Here is an 18695-nt window from a genome sequence, read left to right as displayed (position 1 = left end):
CAGTCAATTGAGTTCAATTACTGAATCAGGCCGAATTCCTTGGCCATCAGTTTGTAGTCGGCAACCTGCTTCTTGACGTAGGTGTCCAGCTCCGCGCCGGTCATGGCGAAGGGGAACAGCTCGCGCTGATCACGCAGTTTGGCGAAGTCTTCAGAGGCCAGGATCTTGTCGAACGAGGCTTTCCACCAGTTGTAGTCTTCGTCGCTGACCTTCGGCCCGAGGTAGAAGCCACGCACCACAGGCCAGACGATGTCGTAGCCCTGCTCCTTGGCGGTGGGGATGTCTTTCATTTCGGGTTCGTCGATGCGCTTCTCGGCGAACACGGCGAGCAGGCGCATGTCGCCACTCAAAATGTGCGGCATGGAGTCGGAGATGTCGGTACTGCCCACCTGAATGTGGCCGCCAAGCAGGGCAGTAGCGATTTCCCCACCGCCCTCCAGCGCGACATAACGCAAGGCGCGCGGGTTGATGTCTGCAGCCTTGGCGATCAATGCGGTCTGCATCCAGTCCTGGCTGCCTACGGTGCCGCCTGAGCCGATGACTACCTTGCTCGGGTCGGCCTTGAGCGCTTTGACCAGGTCGTTGAGGTTCTTGTATGGCGAGTCGCTCTTCACTGCAATGGCGCCATAGCTTGTGCCCACGGCGGCGAGCCAGCGTACTGCGTTTTCATCGAAACGGCCGAATTTGCCCTGCGCCAGATTGAGCAGCGAACCACTGGACCACGCGACCAGCGTGCCAGCATCTGCGGGGCGCTGAGCTACAACTGCGTTGTAGGCCACTGCGCCGACGCCCCCAGGCATGTAGGTCACGCGTATGGGTGAGGTCAGAATCTTTTCGTTGATAAGCGCGCTTTGCACCAGCTTGCAGGTCAAGTCGAATCCGCCACCTGGTGAGGCGGGTGCAATGCATTCCGGACGCTTTGGCTCGGCAGCAAACAACTGGCTGGCAACCAGCATGCAGGCGGCGGTGGCGGCTATCTGACGCAGAGGGAATTTCATGTTCAGTCTCCAGAGATATTTTTGTTTTTGGAAGAGAGAAGCTGTTCAGCAGATGCTTTTGTCTCGCGCACCACGAGACCTGTTGGCTGACACGCAAGTGCCATCGGCACAGCGGTGGGCGCTGATGTTTTGCAGGAAGGTGGAGCAGGGGCGCGACGGGTGCGGGGAAAACCGCGACGGGCTGTGCTCAATGGACTGGCAAGCCTGGGCTGGCGTAGACATGACGTGACTCCGTTTAGCGATTTATTGTTTTTATTGTCCAGACGCATCCGGGCGCCTGTTTTGTACGTGCCCTTTTGCCGGGTCGTCTGGCGATGCTAAATGACGAACCTTTCGCAAACCTTTCAGCTACCTTTCATGTCGCAATTGAAGGGCCGCGAATCGTTTCTGTCCTTCACAGGCGGCGGCCTGCCTGTAAACTCCACCGCCACAAGCCTCGATGCACAGATCGATAACAACAGTGACAATCAGGAGACGGCGATGCGTGTTCTTCTTGTGGAAGATCATCTGCAATTGGCTGAAAGTGTCGCGCAGGCGCTCAAAAGCGCAGGTTTGACCGTTGATGTACTGCATGATGGCGTTGCCGCCGACCTGGCGTTGAGCAGCGAGGAATACGCCGTCGCCATTCTCGACGTCGGCTTGCCGCGTATGGACGGCTTTGAAGTGCTGGCGCGTCTGCGGGCGCGCAGCAAAAACCTTCCGGTGTTGATGCTGACCGCGCGCAGCGACGTCAAGGATCGCGTTCATGGCCTGAACCTGGGGGCCGACGACTACCTGGCCAAGCCTTTCGAGCTGTCCGAGCTGGAGGCCAGGGTCAAGGCATTGCTGCGGCGTAGCGTGCTGGGTGGCGAGCGGCAACAGCGCTGCGGCGTACTGGCCTATGATCTGGACACCCGGCGTTTCACGCTAGGCGAGGAGCTGCTGGCCCTGACGTCTCGCGAACAGGCGGTGCTGGAAGCGCTTATCGCCCGGCCAGGTCGGGTGATGAGCAAGGAGCAACTGGCCGCGCAGGTGTTCGGCCTCGACGAGGAGGCCAGCCCTGACGCCATCGAAATCTACGTCCATCGCCTGCGCAAGAAGCTCGACGGGCATTCTGTGGCCATCGTGACCTTTCGGGGTCTGGGGTATCTGCTTGAAAGCCGCGATGATTAACGACAGCCTGCGCTGGCGGCTGTTGTGGAACCTGGCGTTGCTGCTGGTGGTGTTGATGCTGGCCAGCGGCATGAGCGCTTACTGGAATGGCCGCGAAGTGGCCGATACCGCCTACGACCGCACGTTGCTGGCTTCAGCGCGGACCATCGCTGCTGGTCTGACCCAGCGTGATGGCACGCTGAGCGCCGACATTCCCTACGTGGCGCTGGATACCTTTGCCTACGACAGTGAAGGACGAATCTATTATCAGGTCAATGACATCCATCAGAAGCTGATTTCCGGTTATGAAAATCTGCCTTCGCCGCCACCGGGCACCTTGCGTACCGATGATTACCCTGCGCTGGCGAAGTTTTATAACGGGATTTATCAAGGGCAGGATGTACGTGTGGTCAGCCTGCTCAAGCTAGTGACTGATCCGGGCATGAACGGCACTGCTGAAATTCGTGTTGCCGAAACCCAAGAGGCGCGCAAGGGCATGGCGCGCAGCCTGATGGCCGACACCTTGCTGCGTCTGGGCATGCTCGGTGGTGGCGCACTGCTGCTGGTCTGGTTCACGGTCAGTGCGGCACTGCGACCGCTGGAACGGTTGCGCACCGCAGTCGAAGAGCGTCAGCCGGATGATCTGCGCTCGCTACCAATGGTTGAGGTGCAGCATGAACTACGTCCGCTGGTAGGGGCGCTGAACCACTTTACCGAGCGGCTGCGCCTGCAGTTCGAGCGCCAGGCGCAGTTCATCGCCGATGCTGCCCATGAGCTGCGCACGCCGCTGGCCGCGCTCAAGGCGCGGGTTGAGCTGGGCCTGCGCGAGCGCGACCCGCAACACTGGCGCAGTACGCTGGAATCAGCCGCACTTGGCACGGATCGGCTCACGCATCTGGCCAATCAGTTGCTGTCACTGGCGCGGATTGAAAACGGCGCGCGGGCCATTGCCGAAGGCGGCGCGCAACAACTGGACCTCAGCCAGCTGGCAAGAGAGCTGGGCATGGCCATGGCGCCGTTGGCTCATTCACGCGGCGTCGCGCTGGCGCTGGAGGCTGACGAGCCGGTCTGGCTGCGTGGCGAGCCGACGTTGCTGAACGAACTGTTGAGCAACCTGATCGACAATGCGCTGGCTCACACTTCACCGGGCGGTAACGTGGTGTTGCGGGTGTATGCGCCGGGTGTTCTGGAGGTCGAGGATGATGGCCCTGGCATTCCGGCAGATGAGCGGGAGCGGGTTTTCGAGCGTTTCTACCGTCGCAGTCAGCAGGGCAGCGGTGCCGGGCTCGGTCTGGCTATTGTGGGAGAGATATGCCGTGCGCATCTGGCCAGAATCACCTTGCACGATGGTGCCGAGCGGGGTTTGAAGGTTCGGGTCAGTTTCAGTGCGCCCTGATCCTAGTAGAGCATGCTCTTCGCTTCGTCCATCTGGGCGCTCAGCATGCCTTCAGCTCTGGAAAGCCTCAGTTGGCTGAACGCAGGCAGGTCGACCATCTCGATGAGGCTGAAGGGGTGGTCGGTGTTCCTGTGGATATGCACTGTGGCGATCTGCACCAGATCTGTGTAGTCCGGGCTTTTCGATACGCGCGCGAAGTTCTGGAACTGAATCGGCACGCAGGCCAGCGGCTCGGGAAAGTCCCATGAGCGCAGCAGGCGTTCGCCAATGACCGGGTGAATGCTGTCGATCACGTGGTTGAGGCTGATCGGATCGGCCAGCAGCTCGTAATGGTCTTCGGCATACGTCAGGATCGGCAGAATCCCGATCAAGTGGATCAGCCCCGCGAGTGTGGCCTGGTCGGGTTTGAGATTCGTGTAGTTCTGACACAGGGTATAACTGATGCCGGCAACCTGCAGGCTCTGCTTCCAGATATCGCGCATCTTCTGCTCGATGACGGGAGACTTCGCGTGGAACATCTGCTCGACCACCAGGCCGATAGCCAGATTACAGGTGTAATTGACGCCCAGGCGCCGAACCGCGGTGGTGACGTCGCTGACTTCAAAATTCGGGCGCAGCAGAGGGCTGTTCGCGACCTTTATCAGGCGTGCGGAAAGGGCTGTATCGCTACCGATGACCTTGCTCAGGGCCGAAATGCTGATTTCGGTGTCTTCGGCGGCAAGGCGAATTCTCAGTGCTACTTCCGGCAGGGTAGGCAGAAACAAGGCATCTCTGTCGATGGCCTTGATCAAGTTTCTCTGCACCTCGTCAGCCATCTTGCTCATGTTGCATCTCGCAGCCGTTGGGGGTGTCCAGAGTTTTCCGCGCGCTCCGCAGAGCGCCAGCATGTGCACTGGAACGCTCTAAAGACACTAGGAACCTGAATGTGTTCGTCTGGCTTAGCGCTGAGTTTCGAGTTTGCTGTCCAGTATGTAGGGCAGATCACTCATTTGCAGCGCTGCGCCTTCTGGCGAGCCAAGATTTATATGGCCATTTTCTGCCGCATCGCCCTGCAATACGGCGAGCAGTTCAACATTCTGGCCGGACTGCGCGGCGATGACCACGTTGCCCACCGCGCTGGCGTGTACCGGCGAAAACAGTGCCGTACCCGGCTCGGGGATTTCTTCGCTGCTCAGCGTCAGGCGGTAGAGCCTGCGTTTGAGTTTGCCCAGGTATTGCATGCGCGCAACGATTTCCTGGCCGGTGTAGCAGCCCTTCTTGAAGCTGACGCCGCCGACCGCCTGCAGGTTGATCATCTGCGGGATGAACTCCTCGCGGGTGCTGCCAAATACCTGGCCGATGCCGGCCCGTATCTGACCCAGCAACCAGTCATTGAGCGGACCTTCGCTCAACTGCGAAGCCAGCTGCGATTTGACGCTGTCTGCCTGCCCGGCGCGTACCCAGAGTTCGGCGCGGCCCGGGGAGACGCGGATTGCGATGAGCTCATTGGCTCGTACCACCGCATCGGTTTCCTGCGCCAGGTCCAGGCCCAAGCCGACCAGGGCACTGTCGCCATCCTGCAGGCCGAAGCGCACCCATTCTGCGCTTTCGTCAGTCAGTTTCGATTTGGAGAACACTGCGTATTTACGCAGGTCCAGCAGTTGCGGCTCGATCAGCTCGCTGGCCATCGCCAGCAGGCAACCGTTGCCTTCGAAAACGATGCGAAAACTCGACTGCATCCGGCCCTTCTGCGTGCAGCGGGCACCCAGGCTGGACTTGTCTTCATTAAGGTAATTTAGGTTGCACGTCAGCTGACCCTGAAGAAACTTGCTGGCATCCACGCCGCGAACGGCGAGAACGCCCTCATGGGATAGCGTGCAGAAAAAAGCTTTTTGGGTCATGGTCATCGCAGATTGGGAAAAAAGTCCGGGGGCACATCATAGTGCCGAGTCGAGGTTATGCATACGGGGTACGTGAAAACTGCTGCGACCATTGCAAGATTCGCGTGCCCGGCTCACGGCTGTATACTTGCCGCCTACTTTGAGGAGCGCTCCATGGTCGAAGACGTCGAACTCAACCGCCTTTACTGGCACAGCCGCCGTGGCATGCTTGAACTGGACGTGCTGCTGGTGCCGTTTGTCCGGGAGGTCTATCCGCATTTGAATGACGTGGACCGCGATCTGTATCGCCGTTTGCTCACTTGTGAAGATCAGGACATGTTCGGCTGGTTCATGCAGCGCGCCGAGTCCGAGGATGCTGAATTGCAACGTATGGTTCGCATGATTCTGGATCGTGTCCAGCCCAAGTGATCGATTTGAATGTCACTGGCAGGCCTCGCGCCTGCTATTGACGGCGTATCTCGCCGTTCAGCTGCTGGCGCTGATCGCGTTGTCCTGGCTGAACATCGCTTCGTTGGCGTTGGTACTGGGTGTGCTGTTCTGTCTGATGCATGCTGCCTGGACGTTGCCGCGCTCGATCCTGCTCAGTCATCCGGCAGCCTTCACCGCGCTGAAGCGCGATCGTCAAGGCTGGCAATTGTGGAATCAACGCGACGGCTGGCAGCCCGTGCAGTTATGTCCGGACAGCCTCGCGTTACCGTTGGTCGTGATTCTGCGTTTTCGCCCGATTGTCGCAGGCCGGCCGGGCCGCTCGATAAAAAGCTGCTGCATCCCGTTTGATGCGCTCACGCCGGACACGCACCGGCGTCTGCGTGTACGCCTGAAGTTCAGCCGACGTAAGTGGGCGGTACCAGAATAGTGTCCAGCGCCTCCGGCAACATGTCGGGATAGTCCAGCGTGTAATGCAGGCCACGGCTTTCCTTGCGCTGCATGGCCGAGCAGATCATCAGTTCCGCCACCTGCGCCAGGTTGCGCAACTCGATCAGGTCACGGCTGACCTTGTAGTTGCTGTAGAACTCGTCGATCTCATCCAGCAACAAACGTACACGGTGCTGAGCGCGTTGCAGGCGCTTGTTGGTACGCACAATGCCGACGTAGTCCCACATGAATCGTCTCAGTTCATCCCAGTTGTGCGCGATGATCACGTCTTCGTCCGAATCAGTGACCTGGCTGGCGTCCCAGGCCGGAAGGTCGGTGGGCATCTGTACGTCGGCCAGTTGCTGCTCGATGTCTGCCGCTGCCGAGCGGGCATATACGAAGCACTCCAGCAGTGAGTTGCTGGCCATGCGGTTGGCACCGTGCAGGCCGGTGAAGCTGGTCTCGCCGATGGCGTACAGGCCTGGCACGTCGGTGTGGCCCTTGCTGTCTACCATGACACCACCACAGGTGTAATGCGCCGCCGGGACCACCGGAATCGGCTGACGAGTGATGTCGATGGAGAATTCCAGGCAGCGCTCGTAGACGGTTGGAAAGTGGGTCTTGATGAACGCTTCCGGTTTGTGGCTAATGTCCAGATAAACGCAGTCGATACCCAGTCGCTTCATTTCGTGGTCTATCGCACGGGCAACAATATCGCGAGGGGCCAGTTCTGCCCGTTCGTCGAACCGTGGCATAAAGCGTTCGCCGCTGGGCAACTTGAGGTAGGCGCCTTCGCCGCGAAGTGCTTCGGTGATCAGAAAACTCTTGGCCTGGGGGTGATACAGGCAGGTGGGGTGAAACTGGTTGAATTCCAGATTCGCCACCCGGCAACCGGAACGCCAGGCCATGGCGATGCCATCGCCGCAGGCACCGTCGGGGTTGCTGGTGTACAGATAAACCTTGGCAGCGCCACCTGACGCGAGGATGGTAAAGCGCGCGCCGTAGGTGTCCACTTCACCGCTGTTGCGATTGAGTACATAAGCGCCCAGGCAGCGCTGGCCTTCCAGCCCGAGACGGCGTTCGGTGATCAGGTCGATGGCGGCGCGCTGTTCAAGCAGTTCGATATTCGGCCGTTTACGGGCTTGTTCAAGCAGGGTACGAAAGATCGCTGCGCCTGTGGCATCGGCGGCGTGGATGATCCGCCTGTGGCTGTGGCCGCCTTCGCGTGTCAGGTGGAATTCAAAGCCGCTTTCGTCGGTATCTGCGTCATCGCCCCGAGTGAAAGGCACGCCCTGATCGATCAGCCACTGAATGGCCTCGCGGCTGTGCTCGACGGTGAAACGCACTGCTCCTTCGTTGCAAAGGCCGCCGCCGGCATTCAGCGTGTCTTCAACATGAGACTGCACGGTATCGGTGTCATCCAGTACTGCTGCCACACCGCCCTGGGCCCAGAATGTCGAGCCATTGGCCAGATCGCCTTTGCTCAGCACTGCGATGCTCAGGTGTCCGGGAAGCGTCAGTGCCAGGCTCAATCCGGCAGCGCCACTGCCAATTACCAGTACGTCATGCTGAAAATGTTGACTCATCTGCGAATTCTGCCCTTGGCGACCACTAGTATAAGTATTGGGGTAACGGCACAATAGCCACGCCTACATGGCAATGTGAGACCACAGCGGGTATGGATTGTGCTCCAGTCCCGGATGTCATGCATATTGTTTTCCCTGTTATCTGTTACTGGAAATGCTCCAGTGCACTGATTTCAAAGAACTTTGTGCAGTCTGCGGCTCACGCCTGTGATTGTGCCAATGGAACTTTTTGCCAGGATCCATGCTCAATAGCAGGTTGCCTACACAGGAACAGCGTCGTTTTCGCAGGGTTAGATAAGTGATCATCAACTGCGAAACCGGCGACAAGACTATTCACGCAGCCGACCGTGTCGCGCTGCGTTTTTCGTGCAGGCTTTACGATGGCCCGCAGGAAACTTGCTTGAAGGGGGAGAACTTTTGCGAAAAGCCCGAGTCTATGTTTGCGAGCCTGAACAATGTCAGTTGCAGCACTCCTTCATGCTTAACGAGGAGTGTTCATGCTAACCCAGGAAGAGGATCAGCAGCTTGTCGAGCGCGTACAGCGTGGCGATACGCGAGCATTTGATCTGTTGGTGCTGAAGTATCAGCACAAAATTCTAGGGTTGATCGTGCGATTCGTGCACGACACCCATGAGGCTCAGGACGTTGCACAGGAAGCCTTTATCAAGGCTTACCGTGCTCTCGGAAACTTTCGCGGTGACAGTGCTTTTTATACTTGGCTGTATCGCATCGCCATTAACACGGCGAAAAACTATTTGGTGTCGCGAGGTCGGCGTCCACCGGATAGCGATGTAAGGTCTGAAGACGCGGAGTTCTACGACGGCGATCATGGCCTCAAGGACATCGAGTCGCCGGAACGTGCATTGTTGAGAGATGAGATCGAGGGCACCGTCCATCGGACCATCCAGCTTCTCCCAGAAGATTTACGTACGGCGCTAACTTTACGTGAATTCGATGGTCTGAGTTATGAAGACATTGCGAGCGTCATGCAGTGTCCTGTTGGTACCGTGCGCTCTCGGATCTTCCGCGCTCGGGAAGCCATCGATAAAGCCCTGCAGCCGTTGTTGCAGGAATCCTGAGACAGCGGCGATAGCCCAAGAGAGGACCCCGCCATGAGTCGTGAAGCCCTGCAGGAATCGCTGTCCGCGGTACTGGATAACGAAGCGGACGAACTGGAATTACGTCGGGTATTGAATGCCATTGACGATGCCGATACTCGCGCTACCTGGTCGCGTTACCAAGTTGCTCGTGCAGCTATGCACAAAGAGCTGCTGATCCCGCATCTGGATATTTCGGCTGCTGTATCTGCCGCAATCGCCGATGAAGTCAGCCCGCTCAAAGCAGCACGTGGACCTTGGCGCACGCTGGGTCGTCTGGCTGTTGCAGCGTCGGTTACCGTAGCCGTTCTGGCCGGTGTCCGCCTGTACAACCAGGACGATATCGCCGGTGCACAACTGGCACAGCAGACCCAACAGCCTGCCAACCTGACTGTTCCACAAGTGAAAGGCCCTGCCGTACTGGCTGGCTACACTGAAAGTACCGAGCAGGCGCCTGGCCCTATGGCCAACGGCGTGTTGCAGGGTGCTGGTCAAGGTGATCAACGTCTGCCTGGCTACCTGCGTCAGCACGCCCAGGAAGCAGCGTTGAAAGGTACTGAAAGCGCGCTGCCTTACGCACGTGCTGCGAGTCTGGAAAACCGTTAAGGAGGATCATGCGAGCCGTCCCTCTACTGCCATTACTGCTTGGTGGATGGCTTGCCCTCCCGGTACAGGCTGATGATGCGCAAGACGCAATCAATCGTCTTGCCAAGGTTGATCAGCAGCAGAGCTATCAAGGCACTTTTGTATACGAACGCAATGGTAGTTTTTCTACCCATCGAATCTGGCACCGCATAGCGGATGGGCATGTTCAGGAGCGTTTGTTGCAGCTTGATGGCTCTGCTCAGGAAGTTCTGCGTGTTGACGGGCTTACACAGTGCGTCAGCGGCACGCTTGAAGCGGGTGTGGCCAATCCGGCCGACTCATCTGCCCGCGCATTCGATGTCAAAAGACTTTCCGCCTGGTACGACATAAAAATTGTCGGAAAATCCAGAGTGGCTGGTCGTCAGGCAACTATCATTGCGCTGTCCCCCAAGGACCAGCATCGATACGGCCTTGAACTTCACCTGGATAACGAAACCGGTCTTGTGCTCAAGTCGCTTCTGTTGAGCGAGAAGGGGCAACTGCTCGAACGTTTCCAGTTTACCGATCTCGATACCGCCGACGTTCTGTCCGAGCAAATGCTCAAGACTAGCGCCGACTGCAAGCCCGTGTCTGTGTTGAAAGCCAAGCCTGAGCCGTCCATAAGTTCTGTGGCATGGCATTCTGATTGGCTGCCGCCTGGTTTCGAAGTCAGCAGCAGTGGTGTGCGCAAGGACTCCTCCACGCAATCCTCCGTTACCCATCTGATGTATGGCGACGGTCTGGCGCGTTTTTCAGTGTTCATCGAGGCAGTGAAAGGCGGCGCATCTTCTGATATTCGCACTCAGCTAGGCCCGACAGTGGCGGTCTCGCGTCGTCTCACAACACCGCAGGGCGACATGATGGTGACGGTCGTCGGAGAAATACCGATGGGCACCGCCGAGCGTATAGCCTTGTCGATGCGTAACGACGAATCTCCAGCCAAAAAATAAACATTTGAAGTCACGAATTCCAGGATGTAAAAATTTTCATCCTGGGTTTCAAGAGTCGCCAGGGCGCATTCAACCTGGCTTGGGCGCAGGTACTGAAATGTTTGGTGAGGTTTGCACGTTGCAAAAACTCTGGTTTTTTTCTATAGGTCACAGCCTCGCAGCTTTGGCCTTTTGTCGTTTCCAGAGGCCATGTCGCTGATCCAGAGATGAGCATCGCTGCTTGAGGTCTTTGAGTCAGTTGCTTGTACTGCTTAATTTTTTGCTCGTTACCAACGGGAGCTATATGTCGATACCACGCATGAAGTCCTACTTTTCACTGATTGCCGCTGTGCTCATGCTCGGCCAGGTTGCTACGGCTCAAGCCGAGAACCTGCCGGATTTTACCGGGCTGGTCGAGCAGGCCTCGCCAGCAGTGGTGAATATCAGTACGCGCCAGAAACTGCCTGATCGCGCCATAGCCAATCAGCAGATGCCTGACCTGGAAGGCTTGCCGCCCATGCTGCGCGAATTTCTCGAGCGCAGCATGCCGCCAGGGTCGCGTCCGCCGGGAGCCGGCAAGGGTGATCGTCAGCGCGAAACCCAGTCACTGGGCTCGGGCTTTATCATTTCCCCCGATGGTTACATTCTGACCAATAATCATGTGATCGACGGTGCCGACGAGATTCTTGTGCGTCTTTCTGATCGCAGCGAGTTGAAAGCCAAGCTGATCGGTACCGACTCGCGCACCGACGTTGCGGTTCTGAAAATTGACGGCAAGGACCTCCCTACAGCGAAACTGGGCAACTCCAATACGCTCAAGGTGGGTGAGTGGGTGCTGGCGATCGGCTCGCCATTCGGCTTCGATCACTCCGTGACCAAAGGCATTGTCAGCGCCAAGGGTCGTAGTCTGCCAAACGACACGTATGTGCCGTTCATTCAGACGGACGTGGCCATCAACCCGGGTAATTCGGGTGGCCCGCTGTTCAACATGGCGGGTGAGGTAGTCGGGATCAACTCGCAGATATTTACCCGCTCCGGTGGTTTCATGGGGCTGTCGTTCGCGATTCCGATTGACGTCGCCATGGACGTGGCCAATCAGCTCAAGGCCAGCGGTAAAGTCAGCCGTGGCTGGCTGGGTGTGGTTATTCAGGAAGTGAACAAGGACCTTGCCGAATCGTTTGGTCTGGACAAGCCTGCCGGTGCACTGGTTGCCCAGGTGCTTGAAGATGGCCCGGCTGCCAAGGGTGGCCTGCAGGTTGGCGACGTGATTCTGAGTGCCAACGGTCAGCCAATCATCATGTCGGCTGACCTGCCGCACTTGATAGGCAACCTCAAGGACGGCAGTAAGGCCGAACTTGAAGTGATTCGCGACGGCAAGCGTCAGAAGCTGACGGTCACTGTTGGCGCGCTGCCTGACGAAGGCCAGGAAATGGGCGATGTTGCTGGCACAGGCGCCGAACGCAGCAGCAACCGTCTGGGCGTGTCGGTGATCGAACTGACTGCCGAGCAGAAGAAATCCCTGGACCTCAAGGGCGGTGTGGCCATCAAGGAAGTCACAGGTGGTCCGGCTTCGCTGATTGGCCTGCAGCCGGGTGATGTGATCACTCATCTGAACAACCAGGCGATTACGTCCAGTAAGCAGTTCACTGAGGTGGCGAAAAGCCTGCCCAAGGATCGCTCTGTTTCGATGCGTGTTCTGCGTCAGGGCCGTGCGACCTTCATCACCTTCAAGCTGTCCGAGTAACAGGGCGGTTTGACCGGGAAGGGTGGCTGCGGCCACCCTTTTTTGTACCTGTTTGTTTACCTTGCGCCTATCCGGGTACCTGTAAGCGTGACGCCTCTTGCTTAGTTCAGGTACAATTCCCGGCTATTTTTCGGCGGGCAATCTGCCTGCAACCTTTTTGAGTGTTGATCCGTGAGTGATTTGAGTCATATCCGCAATTTCTCCATCATCGCCCACATTGACCATGGCAAGTCGACGCTGGCCGACCGCTTCATTCAAATGTGCGGCGGCCTGTCCGAGCGCGAAATGGAAGCCCAGGTGCTCGACTCCATGGATCTTGAGCGCGAGCGCGGGATCACCATCAAGGCCCATAGCGTTACCCTGTATTACAAGGCTAAAGACGGTATCACCTACCAGTTGAACTTCATTGACACCCCGGGGCACGTCGACTTCACCTATGAAGTCAGCCGTTCGCTGGCCGCGTGCGAAGGTGCATTGCTGGTGGTCGATGCAGGGCAGGGCGTCGAGGCTCAATCGGTCGCCAACTGCTACACCGCCATCGAGCAGGGCCTAGAGGTCATGCCGGTATTGAACAAGATGGACTTGCCGCAGGCCGATCCGGACCGCGTCAAGGAAGAGATCGAGAAGATCATCGGTATCGACGCCACCGATGCCGTGGCGTGCAGCGCCAAGAGCGGCATGGGCGTGGACGAGGTCCTCGAGCGTCTGGTAGCAACCATTCCCGCACCAACAGGCAACATCGAAGATCCGCTGCAAGCGTTGATCATCGACTCTTGGTTCGACAACTACCTGGGCGTCGTGTCTCTGGTGCGCGTGCGCCACGGTCGCGTCAAGAAAGGCGACAAGATCCTCGTCAAGTCCACCGGCAAGCTGCATCTGGTCGACAGCGTTGGGGTGTTCAACCCCAAGCACACGGCAACCGTTGATCTGAAAGCCGGCGAAGTGGGCTTTATCATTGCCGGCATCAAGGACATTCACGGCGCGCCGGTTGGTGACACCCTGACCCTGAGCACCACGCCCGATGTAGACGTGCTGCCCGGCTTCAAGCGTATCCAGCCTCAGGTATACGCCGGCCTGTTCCCGGTCAGCTCCGACGATTTCGAAGACTTCCGTGAAGCCCTGCAAAAACTGACGCTGAATGACTCTTCGCTGCAATACCTGCCTGAAAGCTCCGATGCACTGGGCTTCGGCTTCCGTTGTGGCTTCCTCGGCATGCTCCACATGGAGATCATCCAGGAGCGTCTTGAGCGTGAATACAATCTCGACCTGATCACCACCGCGCCAACCGTAATCTTCGAGCTGTTGCTGAAGACCGGCGAAACGATTTATGTCGATAACCCGTCCAAACTGCCTGACCTGTCGTCCATCGAAGACATGCGCGAGCCTATCGTTCGCGCAAATATTCTTGTGCCGCAGGAGCACCTGGGCAACGTCATTACGTTGTGCATCGAAAAACGTGGCGTACAGCACGACATGCTGTTCCTCGGCACCCAGGTTCAGGTGAGCTACGATTTGCCGATGAACGAAGTGGTTCTAGACTTCTTCGATCGTCTCAAGTCTGTCAGCCGCGGTTATGCTTCGCTGGATTATCATTTTGATCGTTACCAGTCGGCCAACCTGGTCAAGCTCGACGTTCTGATCAACGCCGAGAAGGTCGATGCCCTGGCATTGATCGTTCACCGCGACAACGCTCATTACAAAGGGCGTGCGTTGACCGAGAAGATGAAAGAGCTGATCCCTCGACAAATGTTCGACGTGGCAATTCAGGCCGCCATTGGCGGTCAGATCGTGGCCCGGACAACCGTCAAGGCGCTTAGAAAGAACGTACTGGCCAAATGCTACGGCGGCGACGTCAGCCGCAAGCGTAAATTGCTGGAGAAGCAAAAGGCCGGTAAGAAACGCATGAAGCAGGTCGGTAACGTGGAAATTCCACAGGAAGCCTTCCTCGCAGTGCTCAGGTTGGAATAGTCAGGTCCTATGTCACTAAATTTTCCGCTGTTGTTGGTTATCGCTGTGTTCGTCTGTGGCGTGCTTGCACTGATTGATCTGGTCATCCTGGCGCCTCGTCGCCGGGCTGCCATTTCGAACTATCAGGGAAGCGTCGGCGAACCTGACATTGCTGTCGTAGAGCGCTTGAACAAAGAGCCTTTGCTGGTTGAGTACGGCAAATCGTTCTTTCCAGTGTTGTTTATCGTGCTGGTGCTCCGTTCGTTTCTGGTAGAGCCGTTCCAGATTCCTTCGGGCTCCATGAAGCCGACGCTGGATGTGGGTGATTTCATTCTGGTCAACAAATTCGCGTATGGCATCCGCCTGCCGGTACTGGATCAGAAGGTCATCCAGCTCGGTGATCCGCAGCGTGGCGATGTGATGGTGTTCCGCTACCCAAGCGACCCAAGCGTCAACTACATCAAGCGTGTCGTCGGTCTGCCGGGTGATCGCATTCGCTATACCAGCGACAAGCGGTTGTTCATCAACGGTGAGCTGGTTGCCAAGAAACTGATCGGCACCGAGCCCGGTACATTGGGCAGTGCAGAACTGTACGAAGAACAACTGGGCGCAGTCGAACATCAGATCCGTCAGGAAATGAGCCGATACCGTGCGCCGCCTGACAGTGAATGGACAGTGCCTGCTGCGCACTACTTCATGATGGGCGACAACCGCGACAACTCGAATGACAGCCGTTACTGGGATGATCCCAATATTCCCAAGGACGAACTGGGCATGGTCCCGGACAAGAACATCGTAGGCAAGGCGTTCGCCGTCTGGATGAGCTGGCCGGAACCGAAATTGAGCCACTTCCCTAATTTTGCGCGCGTAGGGTTGATCAAGTAATCGATGCGGCGCTGCCTGGAGCAGCGCCGTATGTCATTTGGGCTGACTGGAAACGCCTCTGAACCCTGAGTCGACCCGGTCGGGCAGGCAGTGAACTCTCGAGGTTGAAGTCGAACATGACGTTCTCTACTTCTCAAAAAGGTTTTTCGCTAGTGGGATGGCTGTTGGTGCTGGCGCTTGTCGCGTTCGCGACGAGCACGGCCTTCAAGCTGGTCCCGCATTACCTCGACTATATGACGATGAAGAAAATCATCGAAACGGTCGACACCAATCAGGCCCTGGACATTACCACGGTCGACGATTTCTACGGTTATATCGGTAAGAACATGCAGGTCAACAGCATTCGGGATATAGATTTGAACAAGGCGTTGAAAGTGACGGTGGAGAACAATGCGTTCAAGGCTCATTTGAACTATGAGCAGCGTGAACCGTGGTTCCAGAACATCGATCTGGTGATGAAGTTCGACAAGCAATTCAGTGTGGGTAAACCGTGAGCGTATCCTTGAGCCGCCTTGAGCGTCAGCTCGGCTATACCTTCAAGGATCAGGAACTGATGGTCCTGGCCCTGACCCATCGCAGTTTTGCCGGTCGCAACAACGAGCGTCTGGAATTTCTCGGTGATGCCATTCTCAACTTCGTGGCGGGCGAGGCGTTGTTCGAACGCTTCCCTCAGGCCCGCGAAGGCCAGTTGTCGCGCTTGCGTGCGCGCCTGGTGAAGGGTGAAACCCTTGCGTTGCTGGCCCGTGGTTTCGATCTGGGCGAGTACCTTCGCCTGGGGTCCGGCGAGCTGAAAAGTGGTGGTTTCCGTCGCGAGTCGATTCTCGCCGACGCCCTTGAAGCGCTGATCGGGGCGATCTACCTGGACGCTGGCATGGAGGCTGCGCGCGAGCGCGTTCTGGCCTGGCTGACAACCGAGTTCGACAGCCTGACGCTGGTAGACACCAACAAGGACCCCAAGACCCGACTGCAGGAATTTCTCCAGTCGCGGGCCTGCGAACTGCCGCGTTACGAGGTGGTGGATATCCAGGGTGAACCGCATTGCCGGACGTTTTTCGTCGAATGCGAGATCAACCTATTGAATGAAAAAAGCCGAGGACAGGGTGTCAGCCGCCGGATTGCCGAACAGGTAGCCGCAGCAGCAGCACTTATTGCCCTGGGCGTGGAGAACGGTCATGAATGATACAACCGCAACACGCTGTGGCTATGTTGCCATTGTCGGCCGTCCCAACGTAGGCAAGTCCACGCTGCTCAACCATATTCTGGGTCAAAAGCTGGCGATCACCTCGCGCAAGCCGCAGACCACGCGTCACAACATGCTCGGGATCAAGACCGAGGGTGCCGTGCAGGCGATCTATGTCGACACTCCCGGCATGCACAAGAATGGCGAGAAAGCGCTCAACCGCTACATGAACAAGACTGCTTCGGCTGCGTTGAAAGACGTCGACGTGGTGATCTTCGTCGTGGATCGCACCCGCTGGACCGACGAAGACCAGATGGTTCTGGAGCGTGTTCAGTACGTGCAAGGCCCGGTCATTCTGGCGATCAACAAAACCGATCGCATTGAAGACAAGAGCGATCTGATGCCGCATCTGGAGTGGCTGCAAGGCCAACTGCCGAATGCGTCCATCGTGCCTATCTCCGCGCAGCATGGCCACAACCTGGAAGCGCTGGAAAGCCTGATTGCCTCGCACCTGCCCGAAAATGATCACTTCTTCCCGGAAGATCAGATCACTGATCGCAGCAGCCGCTTTCTGGCTGCCGAGCTGGTTCGCGAGAAGATCATGCGTCAGTTGGGTGCCGAGCTTCCGTACCAGATCACTGTCGAGATCGAAGAGTTCAAGCAGCAGGGCCGCACCCTGCATATCCATGCGCTGATTCTCGTCGAGCGTGACGGCCAGAAAAAAATCATCATTGGCGACAAGGGCGACCGTATCAAGCGCATCGGCAGTGATGCGCGTCGCGACATGGAGCTGCTGTTCGACTCCAAAGTCATGCTTAACCTGTGGGTCAAGGTCAAAGGTGGCTGGTCCGATGACGAGCGCGCCCTTCGCTCGCTCGGCTACGGCGACCTCTAAGCTGCCCTTTCGCCTGACCCTCCTGCGGTTGGGCGAACACTTCTCTTTCGAGCCAGCCTGATGAGCGCGCCCACCGGCCAACCTGCTTATGTGCTCCATAGCCGTGCGTATCGCGAAAACAGCGCGCTGGTCGATTTCCTCACGCCCCAAGGGCGGCTACGTGCCGTGCTACGCAGTGCCAAAGGCAAGGCAGGCTCGCTGGCGCGTCCGTTCGTGCCCCTTGAAGTCGAGTTTCGAGGGCGTGGCGAACTCAAGAATGTCGGGCGCATGGAAAGCGCAGGCGTTGCTACCTGGATGACCGGCGAGGCGTTGTTCAGCGGCATGTACCTCAACGAACTGCTGATTCGCCTGTTGCCTGCCGAAGATCCGCATCCAGCCGTATTCGAACATTACGCCGCCACATTGCTGGCCCTCGCACTGGGCCGTCCGCTGGAACCGTTGCTGCGTTCGTTCGAATGGCGGTTGCTGGATGATCTGGGCTACGGCTTTGCCATGGACGCCGACATCAACGGCGAGCCGCTGGCAATTGATGGCATGTACCGCCTGCAAGTGGATGCCGGGCTTGAGCGTGTTTACCTGCTTCAGCCCGGCCTGTTTCAAGGCGCAGAATTGCTGGCCATGTCCGAAGCGGACTGGAGCGTCCCCGGTGCGTTGTCTGCTGCCAAGCGTCTGATGCGTCAGGCGCTGGCTGTACATCTGGGCGGCCGCCCACTTGTCAGTCGTGAACTGTTTCGCAAGCCTTGATCAGGCTTTATTCTCTACAGCCTGCTTCGACCAGCTCGCTCATTTTTCTGGAGACCACCGTGACCCAAAGCACTCGCATCCTTCTCGGCGTGAATATCGACCATGTAGCCACCTTGCGTCAGGCTCGTGGCACGCGCTATCCGGACCCGGTCAAGGCAGCACTGGACGCCGAAGAGGCAGGTGCCGACGGCATCACCGTTCACCTGCGTGAAGACCGTCGACATATCCAGGAGCGCGACGTCTTGCTGCTCAAGGACGTGCTGCAGACCCGCATGAACTTCGAGATGGGCGTGACCGAGGAAATGCTCGCATTTGCCGAGCGCATTCGTCCTGCGCATATCTGCCTGGTGCCGGAGACACGCCAGGAGCTGACTACCGAAGGCGGGCTGGACGTCGCGGGCCAGGAAGCGCGGATCAGGTCAGCGGTCGAGCGGCTGGCGAAAATCGGCTGCGAGGTCTCGTTGTTTATCGACGCCGATGAGCGCCAGATCGCCGCTTCAAAGCGCGTCGGTGCACCTGCCATTGAACTGCATACCGGTCGCTATGCCGATGCTCAGACCCCGACTGAAGTCGCCGAAGAACTGCAGCGGGTAGCCGACGGCGTAGCGTTTGGTCTCGCCCAGGGCCTGATCGTCAACGCCGGTCACGGCCTGCATTATCACAACGTCGAAGCAGTCGCCGCGATCAAGGGCATCAACGAACTGAACATCGGCCATGCGCTGGTGGCTCATGCTCTGTTCGTCGGCTTCAAGGCGGCGGTGGCAGAGATGAAAGCGCTGATTGTGGCAGCCGCTCGGTAGCCGT

General features: G+C 57.9%; 19 protein-coding genes. 15 read left to right on the top strand and 4 right to left on the bottom strand.

Annotation, left to right across the window (positions count from 1 at the left end):
- Positions 1-17: 17 nt before the first annotated feature.
- Positions 18-998 (bottom strand): tripartite tricarboxylate transporter substrate binding protein, encoded by a 981-nt coding sequence (locus FFH21_RS21160; RefSeq protein ID WP_011169359.1) that lies wholly within the window; start codon positions 996-998, stop codon positions 18-20.
- A 480-nt stretch (positions 999-1478) separates the two neighbouring features.
- Here FFH21_RS21160 and FFH21_RS21150 point away from each other — a divergent pair, with 480 nt between their 5' ends.
- Both FFH21_RS21150 and FFH21_RS21145 read left to right on the top strand, forming a co-directional pair.
- Positions 1479-2150: a response regulator gene (locus FFH21_RS21150; RefSeq protein ID WP_002554918.1), complete on the top strand. Its 672-nt coding sequence runs from the start codon at positions 1479-1481 to the stop codon at positions 2148-2150.
- The gene (locus FFH21_RS21145; protein ID WP_011169358.1) at positions 2143-3525 is read left to right on the top strand and encodes a sensor histidine kinase; all 1383 of its coding nucleotides are present in this window, start codon (positions 2143-2145) and stop codon (positions 3523-3525) included. Before FFH21_RS21150 ends, FFH21_RS21145 begins: the two co-directional genes overlap by 8 nt.
- A gap of 2 nt (positions 3526-3527) precedes the next feature.
- Here FFH21_RS21145 and FFH21_RS21140 read toward each other — a convergent pair whose 3' ends face one another.
- Entirely contained in the window at positions 3528-4349 is an 822-nt protein-coding gene (locus tag FFH21_RS21140; protein ID WP_004658258.1) for an HDOD domain-containing protein, read from the bottom strand.
- Between the two features lie 114 nt (positions 4350-4463).
- Complete coding sequence (locus tag FFH21_RS21135) at positions 4464-5405, bottom strand: folate-binding protein YgfZ (protein WP_041924841.1); 942 nt, start codon at positions 5403-5405, stop codon at positions 4464-4466.
- A gap of 153 nt (positions 5406-5558) precedes the next feature.
- On the opposite strand from FFH21_RS21135, the gene FFH21_RS21130 reads away from it, so the two are divergent.
- Together FFH21_RS21130 and FFH21_RS21125 are read left to right on the top strand one after the other, a co-directional pair.
- Positions 5559-5813: a succinate dehydrogenase assembly factor 2 gene (locus FFH21_RS21130; protein ID WP_003378499.1), complete on the top strand. Its 255-nt coding sequence runs from the start codon at positions 5559-5561 to the stop codon at positions 5811-5813.
- Positions 5797-6261, top strand: coding sequence for a protein YgfX (locus FFH21_RS21125; protein WP_004658254.1), 465 nt, complete (start codon positions 5797-5799; stop codon positions 6259-6261). The genes FFH21_RS21130 and FFH21_RS21125 overlap by 17 nt, the downstream gene beginning before the upstream one ends.
- Here the strand turns inward: FFH21_RS21125 and nadB are convergent.
- Positions 6230-7846: an L-aspartate oxidase gene (gene nadB, locus FFH21_RS21120; protein ID WP_011169356.1), complete on the bottom strand. Its 1617-nt coding sequence runs from the start codon at positions 7844-7846 to the stop codon at positions 6230-6232. The genes FFH21_RS21125 and nadB overlap by 32 nt on opposite strands.
- Before the next feature lie 497 nt (positions 7847-8343).
- Here nadB and rpoE point away from each other — a divergent pair, with 497 nt between their 5' ends.
- The 11 genes from rpoE (at position 8344) to pdxJ (ending at position 18691) form a co-directional block, all read left to right on the top strand.
- Positions 8344-8925, top strand: coding sequence for an RNA polymerase sigma factor RpoE (rpoE, locus tag FFH21_RS21115; RefSeq protein ID WP_002554912.1), 582 nt, complete (start codon positions 8344-8346; stop codon positions 8923-8925).
- Between the two features lie 33 nt (positions 8926-8958).
- Positions 8959-9549 carry an anti sigma-E factor RseA C-terminal domain-containing protein gene (locus tag FFH21_RS21110; protein ID WP_004658251.1) on the top strand — a complete coding sequence of 197 codons (591 nt, stop codon included), beginning with the start codon at positions 8959-8961 and terminating at the stop codon, positions 9547-9549.
- An 8-nt stretch (positions 9550-9557) separates the two neighbouring features.
- Positions 9558-10517 (top strand): MucB/RseB C-terminal domain-containing protein, encoded by a 960-nt coding sequence (locus FFH21_RS21105; protein WP_011169355.1) that lies wholly within the window; start codon positions 9558-9560, stop codon positions 10515-10517.
- Positions 10518-10815: 298 nt separating this feature from the next.
- A complete protein-coding gene (locus tag FFH21_RS21100) occupies positions 10816-12240 on the top strand; it encodes a DegQ family serine endoprotease (RefSeq protein WP_230383561.1) in 1425 nt (474 codons plus the stop codon).
- Between the two features lie 171 nt (positions 12241-12411).
- Positions 12412-14208 carry a translation elongation factor 4 gene (lepA, locus tag FFH21_RS21095; RefSeq protein ID WP_010200891.1) on the top strand — a complete coding sequence of 599 codons (1797 nt, stop codon included), beginning with the start codon at positions 12412-12414 and terminating at the stop codon, positions 14206-14208.
- A gap of 9 nt (positions 14209-14217) precedes the next feature.
- Complete coding sequence (gene lepB, locus FFH21_RS21090; protein WP_002554908.1) at positions 14218-15072, top strand: signal peptidase I; 855 nt, start codon at positions 14218-14220, stop codon at positions 15070-15072.
- A 116-nt stretch (positions 15073-15188) separates the two neighbouring features.
- The gene (locus tag FFH21_RS21085) at positions 15189-15566 is read left to right on the top strand and encodes a DUF4845 domain-containing protein (protein ID WP_004658246.1); all 378 of its coding nucleotides are present in this window, start codon (positions 15189-15191) and stop codon (positions 15564-15566) included.
- Positions 15563-16252 (top strand): ribonuclease III, encoded by a 690-nt coding sequence (gene rnc, locus FFH21_RS21080; protein WP_002554906.1) that lies wholly within the window; start codon positions 15563-15565, stop codon positions 16250-16252. The genes FFH21_RS21085 and rnc overlap by 4 nt, the downstream gene beginning before the upstream one ends.
- Positions 16245-17147 (top strand): GTPase Era, encoded by a 903-nt coding sequence (era, locus tag FFH21_RS21075; RefSeq protein WP_003363707.1) that lies wholly within the window; start codon positions 16245-16247, stop codon positions 17145-17147. The genes rnc and era overlap by 8 nt, the downstream gene beginning before the upstream one ends.
- A gap of 60 nt (positions 17148-17207) precedes the next feature.
- Positions 17208-17891: a DNA repair protein RecO gene (gene recO, locus FFH21_RS21070; protein ID WP_002554904.1), complete on the top strand. Its 684-nt coding sequence runs from the start codon at positions 17208-17210 to the stop codon at positions 17889-17891.
- A gap of 59 nt (positions 17892-17950) precedes the next feature.
- Positions 17951-18691, top strand: a complete 741-nt coding sequence (gene pdxJ, locus FFH21_RS21065) for a pyridoxine 5'-phosphate synthase (RefSeq protein WP_004664057.1) — start codon at positions 17951-17953, stop codon at positions 18689-18691.
- Positions 18692-18695: the final 4 nt, after the last annotated feature.

Source organism: Pseudomonas sp. KBS0707 (assembly GCF_005937945.2).
Taxonomy (GTDB): domain Bacteria; phylum Pseudomonadota; class Gammaproteobacteria; order Pseudomonadales; family Pseudomonadaceae; genus Aquipseudomonas; species Aquipseudomonas amygdali.
Note: the sequence above shows the minus strand (reverse complement) of the source record. Positions and strands in the feature narration are given on the sequence as shown.